The following is a 19,501-nucleotide window of genomic DNA, read 5'->3' as shown; positions in this document are numbered from 1 at the left end:
TGGTGATAATATCCAATTAAAAAATATCTAGATAGATAGTATTAAAATGCGCCTACCTTATAAACTGAGATTTGTTTCTTCTCAACTTGTAACTGTAACAGTACTGCTAACATTGCTCTTATTTATTCCTCAAATTTGGCTCAACTGGCAAGTGTATCATAGCTTCAATAATATTGTTAAATATGAATTTAAGCTACAAATGCTGAGTGATGAAATTACTTATCTTGATGAAGTATTAACGATGTCAGCCCGGATGAATGCTGCCACAGGTAACTTTATTTGGGAACAACGGTATCGCCAATTTGAACCTAAGCTAGATATTGCTATTAATGAATCTATTAAACTTGCTCCTAAAGCATATAAAAATGAGGATGCCAAAATAATTGATGCTGCTAATCAGCGCTTGGTTGCAATGGAATATCAATCTTTTGATTTAGTTAATAAAAATCAAAAAGAGGAAGCTAAACTACTACTTTTTAGCAGCGAATATGAAAACAATAAACGCATTTATGCTAATGGTGTTGCCGAAAGAAAGCATAACATTTTACTTCAATTACAGGACAAAATTGATGAATATTATCAAAGGATTTTTTGGGCAATTTTAGAATCTATTATAAGTTTAGTAATGCTGATTCCAGCATGGCTGTTAGTATTGCATTTATTGCAGCAATACTTAAAAGATAAAAAAATTGCTCAAGCCGCCTTAGAAGAAACTAATTCTAGATTGGAAATGCAAGTTGCAGAGAGAACAGCAAAATTAAAATACAAAAATTTTCAACTAAAACAGACACTCAAAGAATTGCAACACACTCAAGTACAACTTGTTCAAACCGAGAAAATGTCTTCATTAGGTCAGTTAGTTGCGGGTGTTGCTCATGAAATCAATAATCCAGTTAATTTCATTTATGGCAACCTACTCCACCTTAGAGAATATAGTCGGCAATTACTAACTTTAATTACCCTGTATCAGCAACAATGTTATAATTCTAGCCCAGAAATAACTACTCTAGTTGATGAGATAGATTTAGAGTTTATTATTGATGATATGCCGAAAATCTTATCATCAATGGCAGTTGGTACTGAACGTATCCGCGAAATTGTACTAACTTTGCGTAACTTCTCGCGTCTTGATGAAGCAGAAATGAAATTTGTTGATATTCATGAAGGAATTAATAGTACGCTATTAATTTTACAGTATCGTCTCAAACAAAATCATAACCAGCAGGAAATTACAATTATCAAAGATTATGGTAATTTGCCTCTTGTTGAATGTTATGCAGGAGGATTAAATCAGGTATTTATGAATATCTTAAGTAACGCTATTGATGCTTTATATCAATGGGAAACAGAGTGTTTAAAAGGAGAGATTGAAAAACAGCTTAGTTCTATTATTATCCATACTCAAGTTAAAAAGAAAGAGTGCATACTTATTAGTATTAAAGATAATGGTTCAGGAATAACTAAGGAAGCTCAAACTAGATTATTTGACCCTTTCTTTACTACTAAACCTATAGGGAAAGGTACTGGCTTAGGATTATCTATTAGTTACCAGATTATAGTGGAAAAACATAAAGGGAAAATTAAGTGTATTTCTGCACCTGGTGAGGGGACAGAATTTGTGATTGAGATTCCTATCAAGCAGGCAACTTCAATAGTTCCCGATTGATTGATATAGAGACATCTTTATAAAAACAACTCTCGGCATCTAAGCAATTTCAATTATTACTAATAGAAAATCCTCGACGCGTAGGTTTAACATTAGCTAACTCCACCTGAAAACTCACCTTGTCGCTCATTTCCCCGTTTCTCGCTTCCAAAGTCCACTTACCAGGACGCAAATTCCAAAATAAAGAATTAGCTGAGTTTGTATCTAACTTTTCACCATTTAACCACCACTCCACTGGTGCAGATTTATTTCCCGCTAACTTAAATTCGAGTTTTTGCTTCGCTTCTTCACCTGGATACACTAAGAATAAATCGCCATGATGCGGAGATAAAATTCTCAAATTAGTAGAAGTAAAATTCGATTGCTGTTGTTTTGCCAACCATTCATCATACTCTGGTGGCAAATTAAATTGATTTTCACCTTCGTAATTACTTTTATCTTCAGGATAGAAATATTCCAGCACCACTGAGGTACAATCTGGTGTTGGTCGTAACCCCGAAACTGCACAAACAGGTAATTGCACTAAACCTTCTGGAGATGGAAAACCTGCTGGTTCTTGATGTTCGTGCAGATGTAACATAATTCGATTCCATAAGGGTGCTGCGCCTGTCACACCTGAAACCTGTCGCATCGGTTCACCGTTGAAATTGCCTACCCAAGTAGCGACAGTGTAATCTGTGGTGAAGCCAACAGTCCAAGTATCACGAAAATTAGAAGAAGTGCCAGTTTTAACAGCAGCAGCAAAGGGTAAATGTAACACCGAGTCTACACCAAATGCTGTTGCACGAGCATAGCTGTCACTGAGTATGTTGGTGATTAATTGCCATATTGTCGAATTTGGGATTTTAGATTTGGGATAGCGTAGCGTTAGCGAGTCTGCGTTCGCGCGGCGTCTCGTAGAGAGCGTCTTTTGGATTGGGGAATTAGAAAATGTACTTACTAAGGGGGTCGCATCTCCTTGTCGTGCTATGGTCAGGTAAGCACGGGCAAGTTCCCAGAGACTAACTTCGCCACTACCAAGAGTCAAACCCAAGCCATAATGTTCTGGGGTTTGATTGAGATGTTCAAATCCCAGTTGATGCAGTCGTTCTAAGAAAGTTTCCACACCTACTTTTTCTAACACCCTGACTGCGGGTACATTTAAAGAATTTGCTAAAGCGATTCGCACCCGCACAGGACCAAGAAAACTTTCGGTGTAATCTGTGGGGCTGTAAAGTTTTGCGCCGGGAATTGCATAATGGGCGGGTACATCTGCCAAAATCGTATTTGGGCGAATTAAACCTTTTTCTAAAGCTAGTTCATAGACAAAAGGCTTAAGGGTAGAACCTGGTTGACGTAGTGCTTGTACTCCATCATTGCGTCCCAGTTTGGCTTCATTAAAGTAATCAGGTGAACCCACATAAGCCAAAACTTCACCAGTGTGGTTGTCAATCACCAACGCCCCTGCATCATGGACATTGTTGGCGGCGAGAGAAGAAATTACCTGCTGTACCTGTGCTTCGACAAACTGCTGCAAAGGGCGATTTATAGTTGTGCGAATAACGGATTGCTCCCCCGCTTGATTCCCCCCTTTGTCAGGGGGGTTAGGGGGAATCTGATTGGCTAACCAAAATAAAAAGTGTGGTGCGGCGATAATTCCCCTTTGGCGAGACTGAAAGACAACCTTTTCGGCGGATGTTCGGGTGGCGATCGCCTCACTTATATACTTTTCTAGTACCATACGATTAAGGACGTATTTTTGCCGCTGCTTCAGTCGTTCCCAATGTTCGTAAGGGTTGAAGTATGTGGGATTATTAGGAATAGCAGCCAACAAACTAGCTTGTGCAAGATTCAATTCACTCGCTGGGATGGAAAAATAAGTCCGTGCGGCTGCTTCCACACCATATATATTCCCTCCCATTGGCAGCCGATTGATGTATGCAGAGAGAATTTCATCTTTGTTCATCCCTGCTGCTAACCGCCAAGATAGCCAAATCTCACTCAGTTTACCAGAGAAGCTGCGGGGCACTGGATCTAACATCCGCGCCAACTGCATAGTAATAGTGGAAGCGCCGGAAACAATTCGTTTGGCGTGGATGGCTTCTTGGCTGGCGCGGATAACAGCTTTCATATCCAACGCCCCATGATGGTAAAAGCTGCCATCTTCGGCGGCTAAAATGGCATAGGTAAACTGGGGCGAAACCTGATTTAGTGGTACTACTGATGTATGCTCTTGGTCACGGGTGAGTAGTGTTCCTAATGGTAAACCATTGCGATCGCTAAATTGCATTGCCAACTGATTTTGGGCAATATCTGCGGTACGAATGGGCGCAAAATATGGTAGTAAGCGTACCACTAGGCAGATTAGCAGCCCAGCCAGGATAATCTTACTACTGCGCTTAATTTGGAATAGCGATCGTGAAATTAGTTTCATCAGGGAATACCCTGTCCAAGAATACTTACCTTAATTTTGACCCAACGATTACATCTAGATCAGGAAATATGTCAAATTCTTAATAATCAAATTATACTAACTTAGCAGATGTAAATTCATCTTTGCAAAATTTAAATAGTTCTTTATAGTTAAGAATTGTAGTTATTTTTTGGAACAATCACACTGAGTTAGCTATGAATGTAAATAAACATAGTTAAATCCAAATTTTGAGTATAAATAGCTAGTCAACTGATGTACTTTATTAGTCTTGACATTGCCCACTCAATAAAGTGGTGCAAAGTTTTGTTCCCTATAAATTATGAATTTTTAATTACTAAAAAATATGATTATCAGATTTTTACTCCGTTCCTACCATAAAATTCTCCATCTCTACGAGAGGCTGCGCGTTGGCGTAGCGTTCCGAAGGAAAGGCGGTAGCCTGCGGCAAGCCGTTCGCGTAGCGTCTCGTAGAGAAGCGTCTACGTTAAAAAAAATCGCCCATTCCTCAAGCCGGAAGAGAACAATACAGTTTATTCTGCTGTTTACATTTACGCTAACGATGACAGGGTGTAATTTTTTTGCTATCAACTCAAGTAAAGAACAACTCCCAGCAGTATCCCCACTCACACCGCCGAAACTACCAGACTGGATTGAACAAATTAGTCCCATTGGGGATGCCAAACCTCTCAACCAAATCCGCATCCGTTTTAAAGAAGCTTTAATCCCACTTGAAAGTCTTGACAGCCCAGAACAGCAAAAATTATTACAAAAATTTGCACTGTCGCCGCCTTTACCCGGTGAATTTCGCTTTTTAACACCGCGCATGGTAGGATTTCAAGCTGATAAAGCATTGCCAATAGCAACAAGATTTCAAGTCACTCTCAAAGCAGGTTTAGCCGATTTAAAAAATCATCGCCTAGACAAAGATTTACCTTGGACTTTCAATACCGAATCTATCAACCTGACTAATTTACCCGGTGTAAATCCCATTGAGAAGGCTGATATTGAACCAATTGATTTACAACAAAAGTTACAGTTTACTTCAAATGTAGAATTAGATTTAACTTCTGTACAAGAACATTTACAGTTAATTCCTGAAGGAAAAAACAAGGGTGTCGGCTTCAAAGTCGAATTCAACAAAGAAGAAAAATCAGTAAAAAATGAAGAAGACCCTTTAGAAAAATTTGACCCCTCAGCACGCAATTGGATTTATAATCTCATCCCCCAGCAAAATCTCGAAAAAGCAACCCCTTATCGGCTAGTATTTTCTCCCGGAATACGTCCTGCTTATGGCAATCTAACTACAGCGAAAGAATTTGCCAGCAAGTTAGTAACTTATTCGCCTTTGGCATTTCAGAAAATTAACTTTTATGGACAGCCAGATTCAGGAGGAACTTATGGAAGATTTATTAAAGGCAGTCCGCAGCTAGAATTTAATAATGTCTTACTGCCAGATTCAGCTAAAGAAAATATTACTATTAATCCAGCACCAAAAGATATTTCGAGAATTATCCAAATAAATGATCAGGATAAAATTGTCGGTATCAATCCTTATGCGCTAGAACCTGCCAAGACTTATACAATTACTATTGGTGGAAATCTCAAAGATAAGTTTGGGCAAACTTTGGGTAAACCTGTCACAGTTAAATATGATACTGGAGATTTAGCTGGGGATATTTGGGTACCATCAGATTTGAATATTTTCCCCACAAGTAAAGATTTACAGTTAAATATTAGTACGGGAAATTTACCAGAATCGAAATACAAAGCAGCTTATCGAGTAGTTCAACCGACAGATTTAGTTTATTTTAATAATAGTAGTGATTTATTACCACAACCTGCTGATTGGCAAAGCTTTCAGGTATCGGGTAAGAAAAATCAATCAGTTGATATTGCCGTTCCTCTGCGAGAAAAAATAAGTGCTGCTACGGGGATGTTAGCTTACGGAGTGCAAGCCCGCACTAATAAATATCAGGAGAATGGTAAGGAACTGTGGCGTGAACCGACGACTTATGGCTTGGTTGAATTGACGAATTTGGGCGTATTTAATCAGTGGTTTCCTGAATCAGGCTTAATTCGCGTTAATCATCTTACAGATGGTTCGCCAGTTAAAGCGGCTGTTGTTGAAATTTATCAATCAAAATTACAAGCAAAATCTCGCCCCGAACCAGTACCTTGTGCAACGGGTAACACTGATGAAAATGGAATTTTTAGAATTGTTCGTGAAGGATTAACGCAATGTTATTCTGGGAATGAAAGCTCTAGTAAATCACCACAGTTATTAGTAATCGCCCGTGAAAATCAAGATTGGGCATTTGCTAGAACGGAAGAATATAGCGGCGTTTATGGATATGGAATTGATGCAGGTTGGCAAGATGGTAAGCCAGAATCACGCGGGATAATCTTCTCGGATAGACAGTTGTATCAACCAGGAGAAAAAGCTTGGTTAACTGGTTTTGCGGACTATTTACAAAATGGTGCAATTCAGCAAGATAAAAATGCTGTTTACCAATTAACCTTGGTAAATCCTGATGGACAAAAGACCAACTTAGGTACGCAAACTACAAATGAATTTGGCACGTTTTCTCTGGAACTGCCAATCAAGACTACTCAGCGCTTAGGCTACTATACAATCCAGGCGAAGGGGAAGAATGGGCAAGAAATTTCTGGAGAATTTCGGGTAGCTGAGTTTAAGCCACCCAATTTTAAAGTGGAACTCAACTTAGATAAAGAATTTGCTCTCATTGACGAGAAAGTTAATATTAATGCTACAAGCAATTATTTGTTTGGCGCACCTGTAGAAGGTGGAGAAGCGAAATACTTTATCACTCGCCAGCAAGCTGATTTTGTTCCTAAAGGTTGGGAGGAATTTACTTTTGGTAGGCAATGGTTATGGCCGGAGGAAACCCCTACTATATCTAGTGATGTATTGCAAACTAATGCCCAGCTAGATGCTAATGGTAAAAGTAGTCAAACGGTGAATGTGGCTAATGATTTATCATATCCCATGACTTACCGGGTAGATGTGGAAGTTGCAGATATTTCTAATCTATCAGTAGCGAATTCTAAAACTTTTACAGCCTTACCAAGTAATCGCCTTATCGGGTTAAAAAGTAATTTCATCGCTGATGCTGGGAAGGCTTTTCCTATTGAAGTGATTGTTACTGACCCTACAGGAAAACCGATAACAGGTCAACAAGTGCGCCTGGAATTACAACAGATTAAATACAGCAGCGTCACGCAGTTAGTGGAAGGTAGCCGAACAGCAAAAAATCAAGTTGAATATAAAACAGTAGGACAAGCAGAAATTACATCTGCTAGTAATCCGCAATCGGTAAGTTTGACAGCGCCGGAATCTGCTTCATATCGGATTAGAGTTAATTTTAGCGATGCCAAAAGCGAATTAAGTGCCACAGATTTACAAATTTGGGCAACTGGAGGAAATCCTGTATTTTGGGGTTCGGGAGAAAAAGATGTCTTAGAAGTTAAATTAGATAAAAAAGAGTTCAAACCTGGAGAAACCGCTACTGTACTAATTCAATCTCCCTATCCAGAGGCAGAATTATACTTTGCTGTGATTAAAGACAAACCCCTTTATCAGCAGATTATCAAAGTTCAGGGAAGCGCACCACAAATTCAGTTTCAAGTTACGCCAGAAATGCTGCCAAATGCAGCCATTGAAGCTGTCTTAGTAAGACAAGGTAAACCCATAAACCAAGTGGAAGCCGGAAGTTTAGATAACTTGGTGAAGATTGGTTTTACACCTTTTAAAGTTAACTTAAAGGATAAGTATTTAAAACTGCAAGTTAAACCAGTGCAAGCATCATTAGAACCTGGTGCAGAGGAAACGGTACAGCTAGAATTGAAGGACAATCAAGGTAATCCCACCAAAGGACAGTTTACAGTTATGGTGGTAAATGAAGCGGTGTTACAACTTTCTGGTTATCGTCCGCCAGATTTGGTAGATACAGTTTATGCAGAACAGCTAATATCTACCCGCTTTAACGATAATCGCGCGGATGTAATATTACAACCACAAGATGTAGCTAAACCCAAAGGTTGGGGTTATGGCGGTGGTTTCTCAACTGGTGCAGCAAATACTCGCACCCGAACAGATTTTCAAGCCTTAGCTTACTACAACGGTTCTGTCCTCACCGATGCAAATGGGAATGCACAGATAACCTTTAAATTGCCAGATAACTTAACTACATGGCGGGTGATGGCTGTCGCCACCGATGGAAATCTGCGTTTCGGCAATGGGGACGCGACGTTTATCACCACAAAGCCACTGCTAACTAATGCCATCTTGCCACAATTTGCCCGTCCAGGCGATCGCATCCTCGCTGGTTTATCTGTAACTAATAACACTGGGACTACAGGAAATCTCTCAATTAATGCCGAACTTAACGGTAATGTGAAGTTTGCTGATAAAAACCCCACAACTACTTCTTTGCAAACCAAAGCTGAATCTGCAACTCATGCTTATCGCTTTCCAATGGTGGCGGATAGTGTGGGAGTTGGTAAAGTTCGCTTTACCACTCAGCTAAATACAGCCGCAGATGCTTTTGAAGTACCTTTGGAAATTAAGCCAATTGAAATTACAGAACAAGTCGTTGAAGCTGGTGTCACTGAAAAACAGGTAAAGATTCCCCTGAATGTTGATAAAAATACCTTCCCTGATGCGGGAGGTTTAGATATTCAGTTGGCCAGTACTTTGATAACGGAGATTCAAGCACCAGCAAAGCAGGTTTTAGAAGATAATGATTTGCCGTTTACCGAACCGGCGGCGAGTCAGTTAACAATTGCTGCCAATCTGCAAACTATTGCCCAAAAATATGGTCAAGCATTTGCAGAATTTAATCCCACCCAACAGGCAAGTCAAGCAATTGAAAAATTACAAAAACTCCAAATAGCAGATGGTGGTTTTGCAGCTTTCCCCGGACAAGAAAAATCTGACCCTTGGATTTCTTCTTATACGGCTGAATCTTTGGCTAAAGCCAGTCAGGTGTTCCCTAATTTAGTCGATTCTGCAATGGTGTCTCGCCTGAAAGTTTATCTCCAAAAAGTTTTAGCAAATCCCGGAGAATACGATTTTTGCAAACAACTACTGTGCAAAAGACAACTGCAACTTAATGCTTTAATCGCACTTGCACAAATTGGTGAAAAACGCAATACTTTTCTTGCAGATATTTATGAACAACGCAATAACTTTGATGTAGTAACTCAAATTAAATTGGCGCGATACTTATCTCAATTCCCAGAATGGCAAGACGAATCTCAACAACTGGTGAACAAGCTACAACAGAATATCTATGAAACTGGTCGCACAGCAGTTGTAAGTTTACCAGATAGTTGGGGATGGATGAGTTCGTCTACCGCGACGCAAGCCCAAGCTTTACGCTTATTTATTGCCAAGCAAAGTAAACCCGAAGTTATAGATAAGTTATTCCAAAGTCTTCTGGCATTGCGACGGAATGGTACATGGCAAACTAAATATAACAATGCTCAAGCATTAACAGCTTTGGTAGAATATAGCCAACTGCAACCCACGCCGCCTAATTTTGTCGCCACAATGGAATTAGCTGGTAATAAGTTAGGAGAAAATCGGTTTGATGGCTATAAAAATCCTAGTTTACAACTAAATGTGCCGATGAATAAATTACCTCGTGGTCGTAATGATTTAACATTGCAAAAATCAGGTAATGGCACTTTGCACTATCTGGTTGCTTACAATTATCGCTTGCAGGGAAATCAACCAGGCAGATTTAACGGCTTACGCATAACACGAGAAATTAGTCAAGTAAATAAAGAGAAAGTTTTGCAAAAAACAGGTCTTTATGCGTTCGATAAGCCTTTGACTTTAGCCTCTGGACAAGTGTTTGATATTGGTTTAGAAATCATCGCCGATCATCCTGTAGATCATATAGTAATCAAAGATCCGCTACCATCAGGTTTTGAGGCGGTGGATGCGAGTTTTCAAACTACCACAGCTGCATTACAAGCAAAAGCCGATAGCTGGGAACTTGGTTTTAAGAATGTGTACCGCGATCGCATTATCGCCTACGCCGACCACCTCGATCCAGGAGTTTATAGTCTGCATTACTTAGTCCGTTCTGTTACTCCTGGTACATTTTCTTGGCCTGGCGCGGAGGTTCACCTGCAATATGCACCAGAAGAATTTGGGCGTACTGCTGAGTCTACACTGATATTAGAGGAGCATTCCTGATGATTTATAGCTTATACCAATTTAATGTGAAGCTGCATATAATCGGGAGAAGCCAACTCCTAAGTTTAATTGGTTGAAACTGAAAATACAGCGTATTTCAGGTAAATGAAGTAAACAGGTAGGGGCACAACATGTTCATTGGTGTCAACTTAACGTGAAAGCAAGTCTAGAACTAGCTTTTAGATTGCCTCGTTCCCAGTCGGAGACTGGGAATGCTCGTCCTTGAGGCTCCGCCTCTCTTGCTGGCGGCAGAGCCGCCAGGAGCAGCATTTCTAGCCAGAGGCTAGAAACGAGGTTTTAAAGGAGTTTCAGCTTAAGTTGACACCAATGCAACATGTTGTGCCCCTACGATTATCTGTACCTCACGCCTGTTGCAATCTGCTGTATTATTCCCAAAAGACTGACTTACAGTGCAGATTTGAGTAAAGCGATCGCGCCGACCCACAGCATAATACTAATAGGCGCTCCAATTAGAATCCCAGCGATCGCCCAGCCTCTTTGATGGGCTTTGAATTGTTCAATACTGCGCCACCGTCTACTTTTCCAAGCCCATTCATTGCCTTTTGCACCGAGTGCGATCGCCATCAAACACCCAACTTGAGGTATAAAACAGAATAGTCCATACCAAGTTTGATTCGGCCACATCCACAACCAAGGCATCAGAAATGCGCCCCAATTCCAACCGAGAATTTCCTCTGGGACTGTTTCATTGTGATTATTTATCCCGCATCCAGAATTGTTGATTATTTCTTTTAGCGGTAAAAGCTGATTCCTGTTTGCAGATTTGACAGTTAGCCCCGATTGTAGAGCATTTAGCGCTTGGCTAGCACTACTAAATCTTTGTTCGGGAGCGGGTTCTATCAACTTTTGTAGCCAACTGACAAAACTGGGACTGAGATTAACTCGGTCTGTAAATTGCAGTCGCAAATCCTGCTGTGGTAAATCAGCTGGGGAAGTCCCAGTTAACAAATGAATTAAAGTCGCTCCCAGTGCATAGAGGTCTGAAGCCGCAACCGCTCGACCACCAAATTGTTCCATTGGGGCATAACCATAAGTACCTACAACGGTAAAAGTAACGCCCTCTCTTGCCGCTTTATCCTGAACTGCGCCAAAATCAACTAAATAAATCCGATTATCTTCGCCCCAGATTAAATTACTCGGTTTAATATCTCTATGTAATACACCTGGATTCAACTCATGTAGATAGGTGAGAATATTTAAAATCTCAACAGCAATTTTTCTCGCTCGCTTTTCAGTAAACCTTTTGCCAACAGCAAGTTTTTCCTTGAGCGACTCACCAGGAATATATTCTTGTATTAAGGCAAACCAGAGTGTGCGATCGTCGATACAAAAATAATCAATATACTGGGGAATTCGGGGATGATTTAGCTGTTTAAGAATTTGTGCTTCCCTCTCAAAAAGTTTCAAGTCATCCCACTGCACAGTACCGCCAAAGGCCAAAAGTTTGACTACAACGGTCGATTTTTTTTCGCCGTCAGAGGCTTGTAAATCCAATGCTTGCCAAGTTTGGCGAATTCCATTGTTACCGAGTTGGCGCTGGATTTGATAACGGTCTTGTAATATCTGTTCTGGTTGCAGCATCTTACACCTGCTGGCAATTTACGTTGATCTGATTCCCTTATATTCAAGGATAGCCATTATCTACAGAAATTGTGAGAGCCAGATAATTTATTGAAAAAGGAGTACCTAACCGATGAGAAAATTTAAAACACTTGATGAAGTTGAAGAAGAGTACTTCCGCAAGCACCCAGAATAAATTGACGATTATTTGACCGAGATATTTCAGGAATATGCAGAAGATAACGATTCCGGCGCGTTGTTAGCATCCTTGCGCGTCGTTGCTCGTGTACGGGGAATTAGTGAGATAGCCGAGAAAACAGGCATGACACGCCAGGGATTGCAAAAAGCCTTATCCAGCAATGGCAACCCGCGTCTTGAAAACATTAATTCCATCATGAAAGCGCTGGAATATTGTCTCATATCATGTCCGGCTGATTAGTTGTCATTGCGAACGAAGTGAAGCAATCTCCGAACCCTTGTGATTGCTTCACTTCGTTCGCAATGACTATCGTAAGTTATTAAGCGGACATGATATCACGCCGCCAAAAATCCTGCCTCCTGCCACAGAGTAAATCACCTCATTAGTTAACGATCGTGACACTATTAAGTAGGTAGGCACAAATAAACCTAACTATGTAACGAAAAGTAAAAGCGGTGAAAACCTTGCGATTGCTTGTCTACGACACGCTACGCGAACACTCCACTCCGTTGCGTACCCTGCGGGAACGCCAAGGGCGAACGCAATGACATAGTTATAAATTTTCCCGCCCACCTACTTAGGTAGGTGCGAAATGTGGGTTACAGATAATTTTGGCGATAGTAAGCTTGATATTCCGCAGACAGCAGAGGTTCCCACCAATCACGATGATTGAGATACCATTCAACAGTTAAACGTAAACCCTCAGCAATTGTTACTGAAGGTGTCCAACCAAGCTGAGTTTTAATTTTGTTCGCATTAATTGCATATCTCCGATCGTGTCCTTGTCTATCTTTGACAAAATTAATCAACTGCTTGGCTGGACGTAGTGGTAAATCAGGTGCTAATTCATCCATCATTTGACACAAAAGTTGCACGAGGTTGAGATTTTCCACCTCATTATTGCCACCAATATTGTACGTTTCTCCTGGTTGACCATGATTGATTACTACATCTAAAGCACGGCAATGATCGCCCACATAAAGCCAATCCCGCACATTTTTACCATCGCCATAAATAGGTAATGGTTTGCCTATCAAAGTGTTGATACACATCAGGGGAATTAGCTTTTCAGGAAACTGATAAGGGCCATAATTATTAGAGCAATTTGTGATAATGGTGGGAAGTTGATAAGTATGATAATAAGCACGAACTAAATGATCGCTACCAGCTTTTGAAGCTGAATAGGGACTATTGGGAGCGTAGGGTGTAGTTTCACAAAAAGCTGCGTCATCTGTGCCCAGACTACCGTAGACTTCATCAGTCGAAACGTGCAGGAAACGATAGTCAGATGGCTGTGCTTTTGTCTCCCAATGTTGGCGAAAAGCTTCTAGTAGGGTGAAAGTTCCCACCACATTAGTTTGCACAAAAGCAGCTGGCCCAAGAATCGAACGATCAACATGAGATTCAGCGGCAAAATGGGCAATGGTATCAATATTTTCCGTTGATAATAGCTCGTCTATGATGGTGCGATCGCAAATATCCCCCTCCACAAACCGAAAATTTTCTCCACCCTCAAGCAGCGCCAAATTCAGACGATTCCCCGCGTAAGTTAGAGCATCCAACACCACCACCCGATCATCTGGATAAACCTGACACCAATGATGGACAAAATTCGCCCCAATAAACCCCGCACCCCCCGTAACTAATAACCGCCGACTCATTCAATTTCCTCTCTTCTCTCTGTGATCTGTGCGCCTGGAGCGGTTCTTTTATGGAATTTTCCAGAAATAAATTATCCAATCTTGTGGGGTGGGCAACATGAGCGCCTTTGGTTACTGGGCGGGCGAGACGCCCACCCCACAATAAATAATTGAATATTTTTTGATTTCAAAGTCCCTATTTAAAGTTAAAGTATTTCTTCCCCAGCTTACCGTATATCCTCTGAGCGAGTAATTTTGCCATACGTATTCTCGTCAAATCCTTAATATTAGATGGCTGCTGGATCTTATGGTCAAAAAACTCATTTAACTCATCTAGAATAACTTGGAAACGCTGAATAATATTTTCAGTCCGATGCTCAACCAAAAACTCTTCAGACAACCTAAACACTACTGAAGAATCAATCACCTTCATAATACGTTGGACATCATATTCTTGAGAATATCCAGCAATTTTATAGCAATTAAATCCCGGATCTAAGTAATCAGCCAGTCCACCGTTGACACTAGAAAATACTTGACAGCCACAGGCAAGAGCTTCCATTGGTTGCAGACCAAATCCTTCACTAACCCGCTGCTGTGCCCAGTACTCAGCAGAATCATAGAGGTAAACCTTAGCTCGGTTGAATAGTCCAGGCAAATCCTCTATGTATGAATCAACAACTAATACTTTACAACGTTTTTGCAACGCTGGAATCAATTCTTTAATTAAATATTCAGAAGATTTGCGAGCCTGAACTAAAACATCAATATCCCTTTCCAGACCTAAATTTTGAAACTCATCAGAAATTTGATTGGGCAAATAATAAATCAGAGAATTGGGTGATTTTTCTCCCCAATATCCCATTGTATAGCGGCTAACAGTCATGATCGGAATACTTGCAGGTAGCCTAAATGGATAACCTGCACTATGTGCATGGTAAACGACATTGTATTGCTTAAGTTTACCCACGAGTTGAGCTATATCAAATCCCCAACTGATTACAAAAATTACATCATTTAAATTTTTCTCTTTTAGCAAATCATCAATAAAAAGCTGATCTTTTTCTCGTTGACGGTAAGTTACAACATCAGCACTACAGAAATTCTGAGCTAGATTAAGTGCTTTTAATTCAGCCCAAAGACCACCACAGGCAAATTTTTCATCTGTACCGGGGAGTAAGAAGTAAAGTTTTCTCATAATTTTTTTAGGGGAGTGGGAGTAGGGAATGGGGAGTGGGGAATGGGGGAGACAAGGGAGAAAATTTTACACTGTCACCCTTATCCTTCTCATCCCTCGAAGTCTCTTCATTCTTGCCAGCCCACTTTAACAAAATGTGCCTCACGCCCCCAAACGTCGCGTGTACGGGTAATATTTTCAATTGCTAGGTTAAAAGGAATAGCAGTTGTTAGGTAACGCTGCGCTATAGTACCTAAATCAGGTGCGAGTTCAGCGGCTGTGGTTGCTGCTAACCCCAAACCTATAAGTTGCTCAATTGGTCGAAATGGTAGCAATAGATGCACACCCACAGCTAGCCCAGCGGTTAAGAGCATTGCTACTGATAAATTTGTGCCGCAACGGGGATGTACAGCCAAATTCCATTCTCCACTGGTGATGCGATGTCGAGCAAGTGTGACCGCACGCCGCAAATCACTAATATTTACTTCACCATAGAGGTAGAAACCCTGCTCAGTAGACAACCCGCCTAATAGTTCATTATCTAGTTGAACGTTAGTCGGTTCTGCTGTGGCAGGATAGGCGCTTTTTGATTCGCTAAGAACCCAAACAGTAGCATGTTCTAAAGCGTGAACTTGCCGCAGCATCAAAATTTCTTTCAACCCTGGAATAAACGATAGCTGTCTGAGTAAGTCGGCATCTTGTGTGGGTTGCGGAAAGTCTGAAAATTGGTCTTGAAGACTCGGAAGTTTCTCAGATACAGGTATCGTAAAATCAAAGTTAAAAAATTCAAAGGGAGACGAGCTACCCTGACAAGAAGCGGAAGTATTCATTGGAACACTGCTCCAAAGCTGATGGGGCAACATAGATTTCTTTCAAATGTAACGCTTGCACCACTGAAATTGTTGCTAATTTTTGTGGATGATTTTTTAGTTGGGGCATTATATGATGGTTCTCCCTAGTCCCCAGTCCTACATCTGTTCTGCTGAATTTGGAAAGGAATTCTGATCTTTATAGTTTCCGAGTCCGAGGGTCAGCTGGCTCCACTAACATAAACTCCGGCTGAGTGAAGGACTCGGAACTTTTGGTAGAGTGTTCACACTGAAAACTTAGGCGTAAGGAGGGGAACAATCAGTAAAACTCAAAATTAGCTTGTAATTTACTAGACCAAAGCAATTACGCTGCTACTAGTAAATTGTTCATTCGATCTGGTTCGGTAGAGTACAGCAATTGACATCATTCAAACAGACTTTGCCCCACTGTAAAGCCCAGCGGACAAGAGCTACTCGATTATCTGTCTCAGTCTTTGTAAGAATATTACTGATATGGTTATCAACTGTACGCTTGCTAATCTCCAGTTTTCCTGCAATCTCTTGGTTAGTTAAGCCAGCGGCCACTAGGTCGATAATTTGCAGTTCTCTGTCTGACAGACTAACGGGGGTCTCAGACTTGCCACCAGCCATGACTATTTCTATCCTCCCTTGGTATATGTACTTAATCACTCTTTCTAATTCTAGAAGATTCTTTTCTTGGTAGGGGTTTCAAGTGTTAGCAGTAATACGATTGTCAATATTTTCTTTGGATTTCAAGTTGGCAGAAATATAAACTACGCAATAGTTAAAGTAATAAAGACAACTTGTTTTGATAAACATGTCGTCTAAGCACTGAGTTAATAGAAGCGAGGATTAGAAGCATATACATGCCATAGTAGTAGTAAAAATTGCTATTTAATTCTATGAAGGACTGGCGACAGATTAGTAGAAACTATTGTAGATTTTATACTGTAAATTCCTAATCCCAAATCGAAATCTAAAATTGAAAATGAGATGAGCAATCCCCGTGTTTTGTGCCTTGGTGAAATTTTGTTTGATTGTTTAGCCGATCAATTGGGGCTAAAGCTGGAAGAAGTGAAATCTTGGACTCCCTACCCAGGAGGGGCACCAGCTAACGTAGCTTGTGCTTTAGTCAAGCTGGGAATGTCAGCGGGATTTATTGGAGCCGTTGGCGAAGATGAGCCAGGGAATGCACTGGTCAAGCTATTACAAGATGTAGGTGTAGAGACGACGGGGGTACAACGCCATCCGACAGCACCAACGCGGCAAGTTTATGTTACACGCGATCTAGCTGGCGATCGCACTTTCGCCGGATTTGGTCAGTATGATACCTCTGAATTTGCCGATACTCACCTGCAAGCTAAACAATTGCCAAATTCGCTGTTTCAAGAGGCAGATTTTCTGGTTTTGGGTACTTTGGAATTAGCCTATCCTGAAAGTGAAGAGGCAATTCACCGCGCTTTAGAGTTAGCAGAACATTACGACTTAAAAATTGTGCTGGATGTCAACTGGCGTCCTGTATTTTGGGATGAACCAAACATCGCCCATCAAAAAATTCCAGAATTATTTAAGCGAGTCGATTTCCTCAAACTCTCCAAAGAAGAAGCTGAATGGCTATTTGAAACCGCAGATCCCGGAGCCATCACTTACCGTCTAGCTTCAATTGAGGGGGTACTGGTGACAGATGGAGAAAACGGCTGCACTTATTGTCTGGGTGAGAACGAAGGTAAATTACCCTCGTTTTCTATCCCTGTCGTTGATACAACTGGTGCCGGAGATAGCTTTTTGGCAGGGTTCATCCACCAACTGAGTCAGTATGGTATCCACAGCTTGCGGGATGCAGAAACAGCAAAACGCATTGTCACTTATGCCAGTGCTGTTGGGGCACTGACTACCATTAAACCAGGTGCGATCGCTTCTCAACCTACTGCTGCTGAAGTCGAAGCTTTTTTAGCCACACATCAACTCTAGGAACTAGCATAAATTACTGGGATATCAGCTACCAAAGGCTGATACTCCCGACTAGAAAATGGACGCTGCGGTCATATTGGACAATAAACGTAGTTGCAAACGTAATGTTTTTGCATACGCCTCCTGGGGAATTAGTTTGGAGTCGTTATTAAGCTTCATAAAATAATAAAATAAATGTTAATTTTTAATACAATGAATTGGTTTTATAAGTCTCAATTTTATTTGGTTTTATCATAGTCCAATAGAAGTTATTGGCAACCCTTTCATGCTTGGCGGTGAAACTTATTTCATTGGGACTGCCTTCTGCCTTAACCAGACCGTCATTGATCGCCAAAATCTGACAATAACCCTAATACAACTAAAAATTTTAATAGAAATATCGGGACTGTATACATGACTTCCAGCATTCCGAAAGATATCCAAAGACATACTCCTTTAGTAGGAGATGTGAATAATAAAAGTCGAATTGCTTACCAAGCGAGCCGCACAGCGATCGCCGGATTCAATGCAATCTTAATGGCAGGAGCAGAGGCTTATATCAATGGGCTAAAAATCCCCGATCCTCTGATTAAACTCCTTTTAAATCTCTCCATGCAAATCAGCTACAAGTATTTTCCTTCTCTTTTAGTTCCCTATGAATGGTTGTTGCAAGAAAGCGATCGCCTTGCAGAAGGGTCACACGAACTAATGAAGGTTCAATACAACTTACCCGAAGAAATGTTCAGTCTGAGCTTGAAAGAAACAGAACTTTTATATCCCAAATACACGATGGCTTTATGGGAAAAAGGAGCATCCAACCTTGAGCAAGCTCAAATGGACATGCTCGACGATTTAATTGCAAAAGTAGGCATTGAAGACGGAGACGAAATCTTAGATTTGGGATGCGGTTGGGGTTCTGCATCAAATTACATTCTTTCCCGGTTTCCGCATGTGAAAGTAACGGCTCTTAATTTGAGCCACGAGCAATGCGAATATATGCGGAAAAAAATGCAAGACCTTAGCAGTTACCTTAGTTCAGATAGATTCACTCTATACGAAAAGGACTTTAATGATATTGATTTGGAGACTAAGTTTGATAAAATTATGGCGATTGGGCTGTTTGAACATGTAGGTAATTTAACAAAATCATTCGCAAAACTGGCTTCTCTACTCAAAGATGATGGTAAGTTTTTAATTCACATAATCACAACTAAATTACCTTACAACATAACCCATCCTTTTATCAATAAATATATTTTCCCCAATATGCGGGTGTGGAATTATGATGTCATACCAAAGATTAATACAGACCTGAAAACCATTAATCGATGGTATTTAAATGGTTCTAATTACTCAAACACCCTCAGAGATTGGTTGATGAATTTTGACCAAAATCAAGCAAAAATCAAAGATTTAAATTATGGCATGAAGTATGCCAAGTTCTACCAGATGTGGAGACTTTATTTGTTCTTGTGCATAGAGTATTTTGACGGTTGTAATGGTGAAATTCTTGGTAACGGTCAATACCTATTGGTTCATGCGTGACAAGTTAATTGCGTAAGTCCTAATATAGCGGTTCTCGGCCCTTGTGAGATACAAGAACCTCACCCCCAACCCCCTCCCCGCTCTTCGAGAGTTGGCTCTGATTTGACACTCCCCGCGATAAATCGACGGGGATTCTTGGATCTAAGACATAACTTGCTCATGTAGGTTTTCACCAACATGAGTAGAGGTTTCATCTCCCCAAGCGGGGAAGAGCATCAAGTGCAAAGGTTCCAGTATGCCCTACTGTACCCAATCCTCGATTAAGGATAATTAA

The 19,501-nt window shown here is 40.7% G+C and carries 11 protein-coding genes; 5 read left to right on the top strand and 6 right to left on the bottom strand.

Features of this window, described 5'->3' with window-relative positions:
• Positions 1-46: 46 nt before the first annotated feature.
• Positions 47-1,666 carry a sensor histidine kinase gene (locus V7K62_RS29250; RefSeq protein WP_334870400.1) on the top strand — a complete coding sequence of 540 codons (1,620 nt, stop codon included), beginning with the start codon at positions 47-49 and terminating at the stop codon, positions 1,664-1,666.
• A 49-nt stretch (positions 1,667-1,715) separates the two neighbouring features.
• On the opposite strand, the gene pbpC is transcribed toward V7K62_RS29250, so the two are convergent.
• Complete coding sequence (gene pbpC / locus V7K62_RS29245; RefSeq protein ID WP_334870398.1) at positions 1,716-4,079, bottom strand: penicillin-binding protein 1C; 2,364 nt, start codon at positions 4,077-4,079, stop codon at positions 1,716-1,718.
• A 559-nt stretch (positions 4,080-4,638) separates the two neighbouring features.
• Here pbpC and V7K62_RS29240 point away from each other — a divergent pair.
• The gene (locus V7K62_RS29240) at positions 4,639-10,305 is read left to right on the top strand and encodes an alpha-2-macroglobulin family protein (protein WP_334870515.1); all 5,667 of its coding nucleotides are present in this window, start codon (positions 4,639-4,641) and stop codon (positions 10,303-10,305) included.
• Positions 10,306-10,710: 405 nt separating this feature from the next.
• On the opposite strand, the gene V7K62_RS29235 is transcribed toward V7K62_RS29240, so the two are convergent.
• Positions 10,711-11,907, bottom strand: coding sequence for a serine/threonine protein kinase (locus tag V7K62_RS29235; RefSeq protein ID WP_334870396.1), 1,197 nt, complete (start codon positions 11,905-11,907; stop codon positions 10,711-10,713).
• A gap of 187 nt (positions 11,908-12,094) precedes the next feature.
• Between V7K62_RS29235 and V7K62_RS29230 the strand changes: the two genes are divergently transcribed.
• Entirely contained in the window at positions 12,095-12,325 is a 231-nt protein-coding gene (locus V7K62_RS29230) for an addiction module antidote protein (RefSeq protein ID WP_334870394.1), read from the top strand.
• A gap of 359 nt (positions 12,326-12,684) precedes the next feature.
• On the opposite strand, the gene rfbB is transcribed toward V7K62_RS29230, so the two are convergent.
• From rfbB to V7K62_RS29210, 4 genes are all read right to left on the bottom strand, one after another.
• On the bottom strand, positions 12,685-13,746 hold the full coding sequence (gene rfbB, locus V7K62_RS29225; protein ID WP_334870392.1) for a dTDP-glucose 4,6-dehydratase: 1,062 nt from the start codon (positions 13,744-13,746) through the stop codon (positions 12,685-12,687).
• 175 nt (positions 13,747-13,921) lie between these two features.
• Positions 13,922-14,923: a glycosyltransferase gene (locus V7K62_RS29220; protein ID WP_334870390.1), complete on the bottom strand. Its 1,002-nt coding sequence runs from the start codon at positions 14,921-14,923 to the stop codon at positions 13,922-13,924.
• Between the two features lie 107 nt (positions 14,924-15,030).
• The gene (locus tag V7K62_RS29215; protein WP_334870388.1) at positions 15,031-15,732 is read right to left on the bottom strand and encodes a DUF6391 domain-containing protein; all 702 of its coding nucleotides are present in this window, start codon (positions 15,730-15,732) and stop codon (positions 15,031-15,033) included.
• A 366-nt stretch (positions 15,733-16,098) separates the two neighbouring features.
• Complete coding sequence (locus V7K62_RS29210; protein WP_099103136.1) at positions 16,099-16,362, bottom strand: helix-turn-helix domain-containing protein; 264 nt, start codon at positions 16,360-16,362, stop codon at positions 16,099-16,101.
• Positions 16,363-16,725: 363 nt separating this feature from the next.
• Here V7K62_RS29210 and V7K62_RS29205 point away from each other — a divergent pair, with 363 nt between their 5' ends.
• Positions 16,726-17,703 (top strand): carbohydrate kinase family protein, encoded by a 978-nt coding sequence (locus V7K62_RS29205; protein WP_334870386.1) that lies wholly within the window; start codon positions 16,726-16,728, stop codon positions 17,701-17,703.
• Positions 17,704-18,096: 393 nt separating this feature from the next.
• Positions 18,097-19,227, top strand: a complete 1,131-nt coding sequence (locus V7K62_RS29200) for an SAM-dependent methyltransferase (protein WP_334870384.1) — start codon at positions 18,097-18,099, stop codon at positions 19,225-19,227.
• Positions 19,228-19,501 lie beyond the last annotated feature (274 nt).

The organism is Nostoc sp., from assembly GCF_036917935.1.
GTDB lineage: Bacteria > Cyanobacteriota > Cyanobacteriia > Cyanobacteriales > Nostocaceae > Nostoc.
The sequence above is the reverse complement of the archived record's forward strand: the minus strand, read 5'-3'. Positions and strand labels throughout refer to the sequence as shown.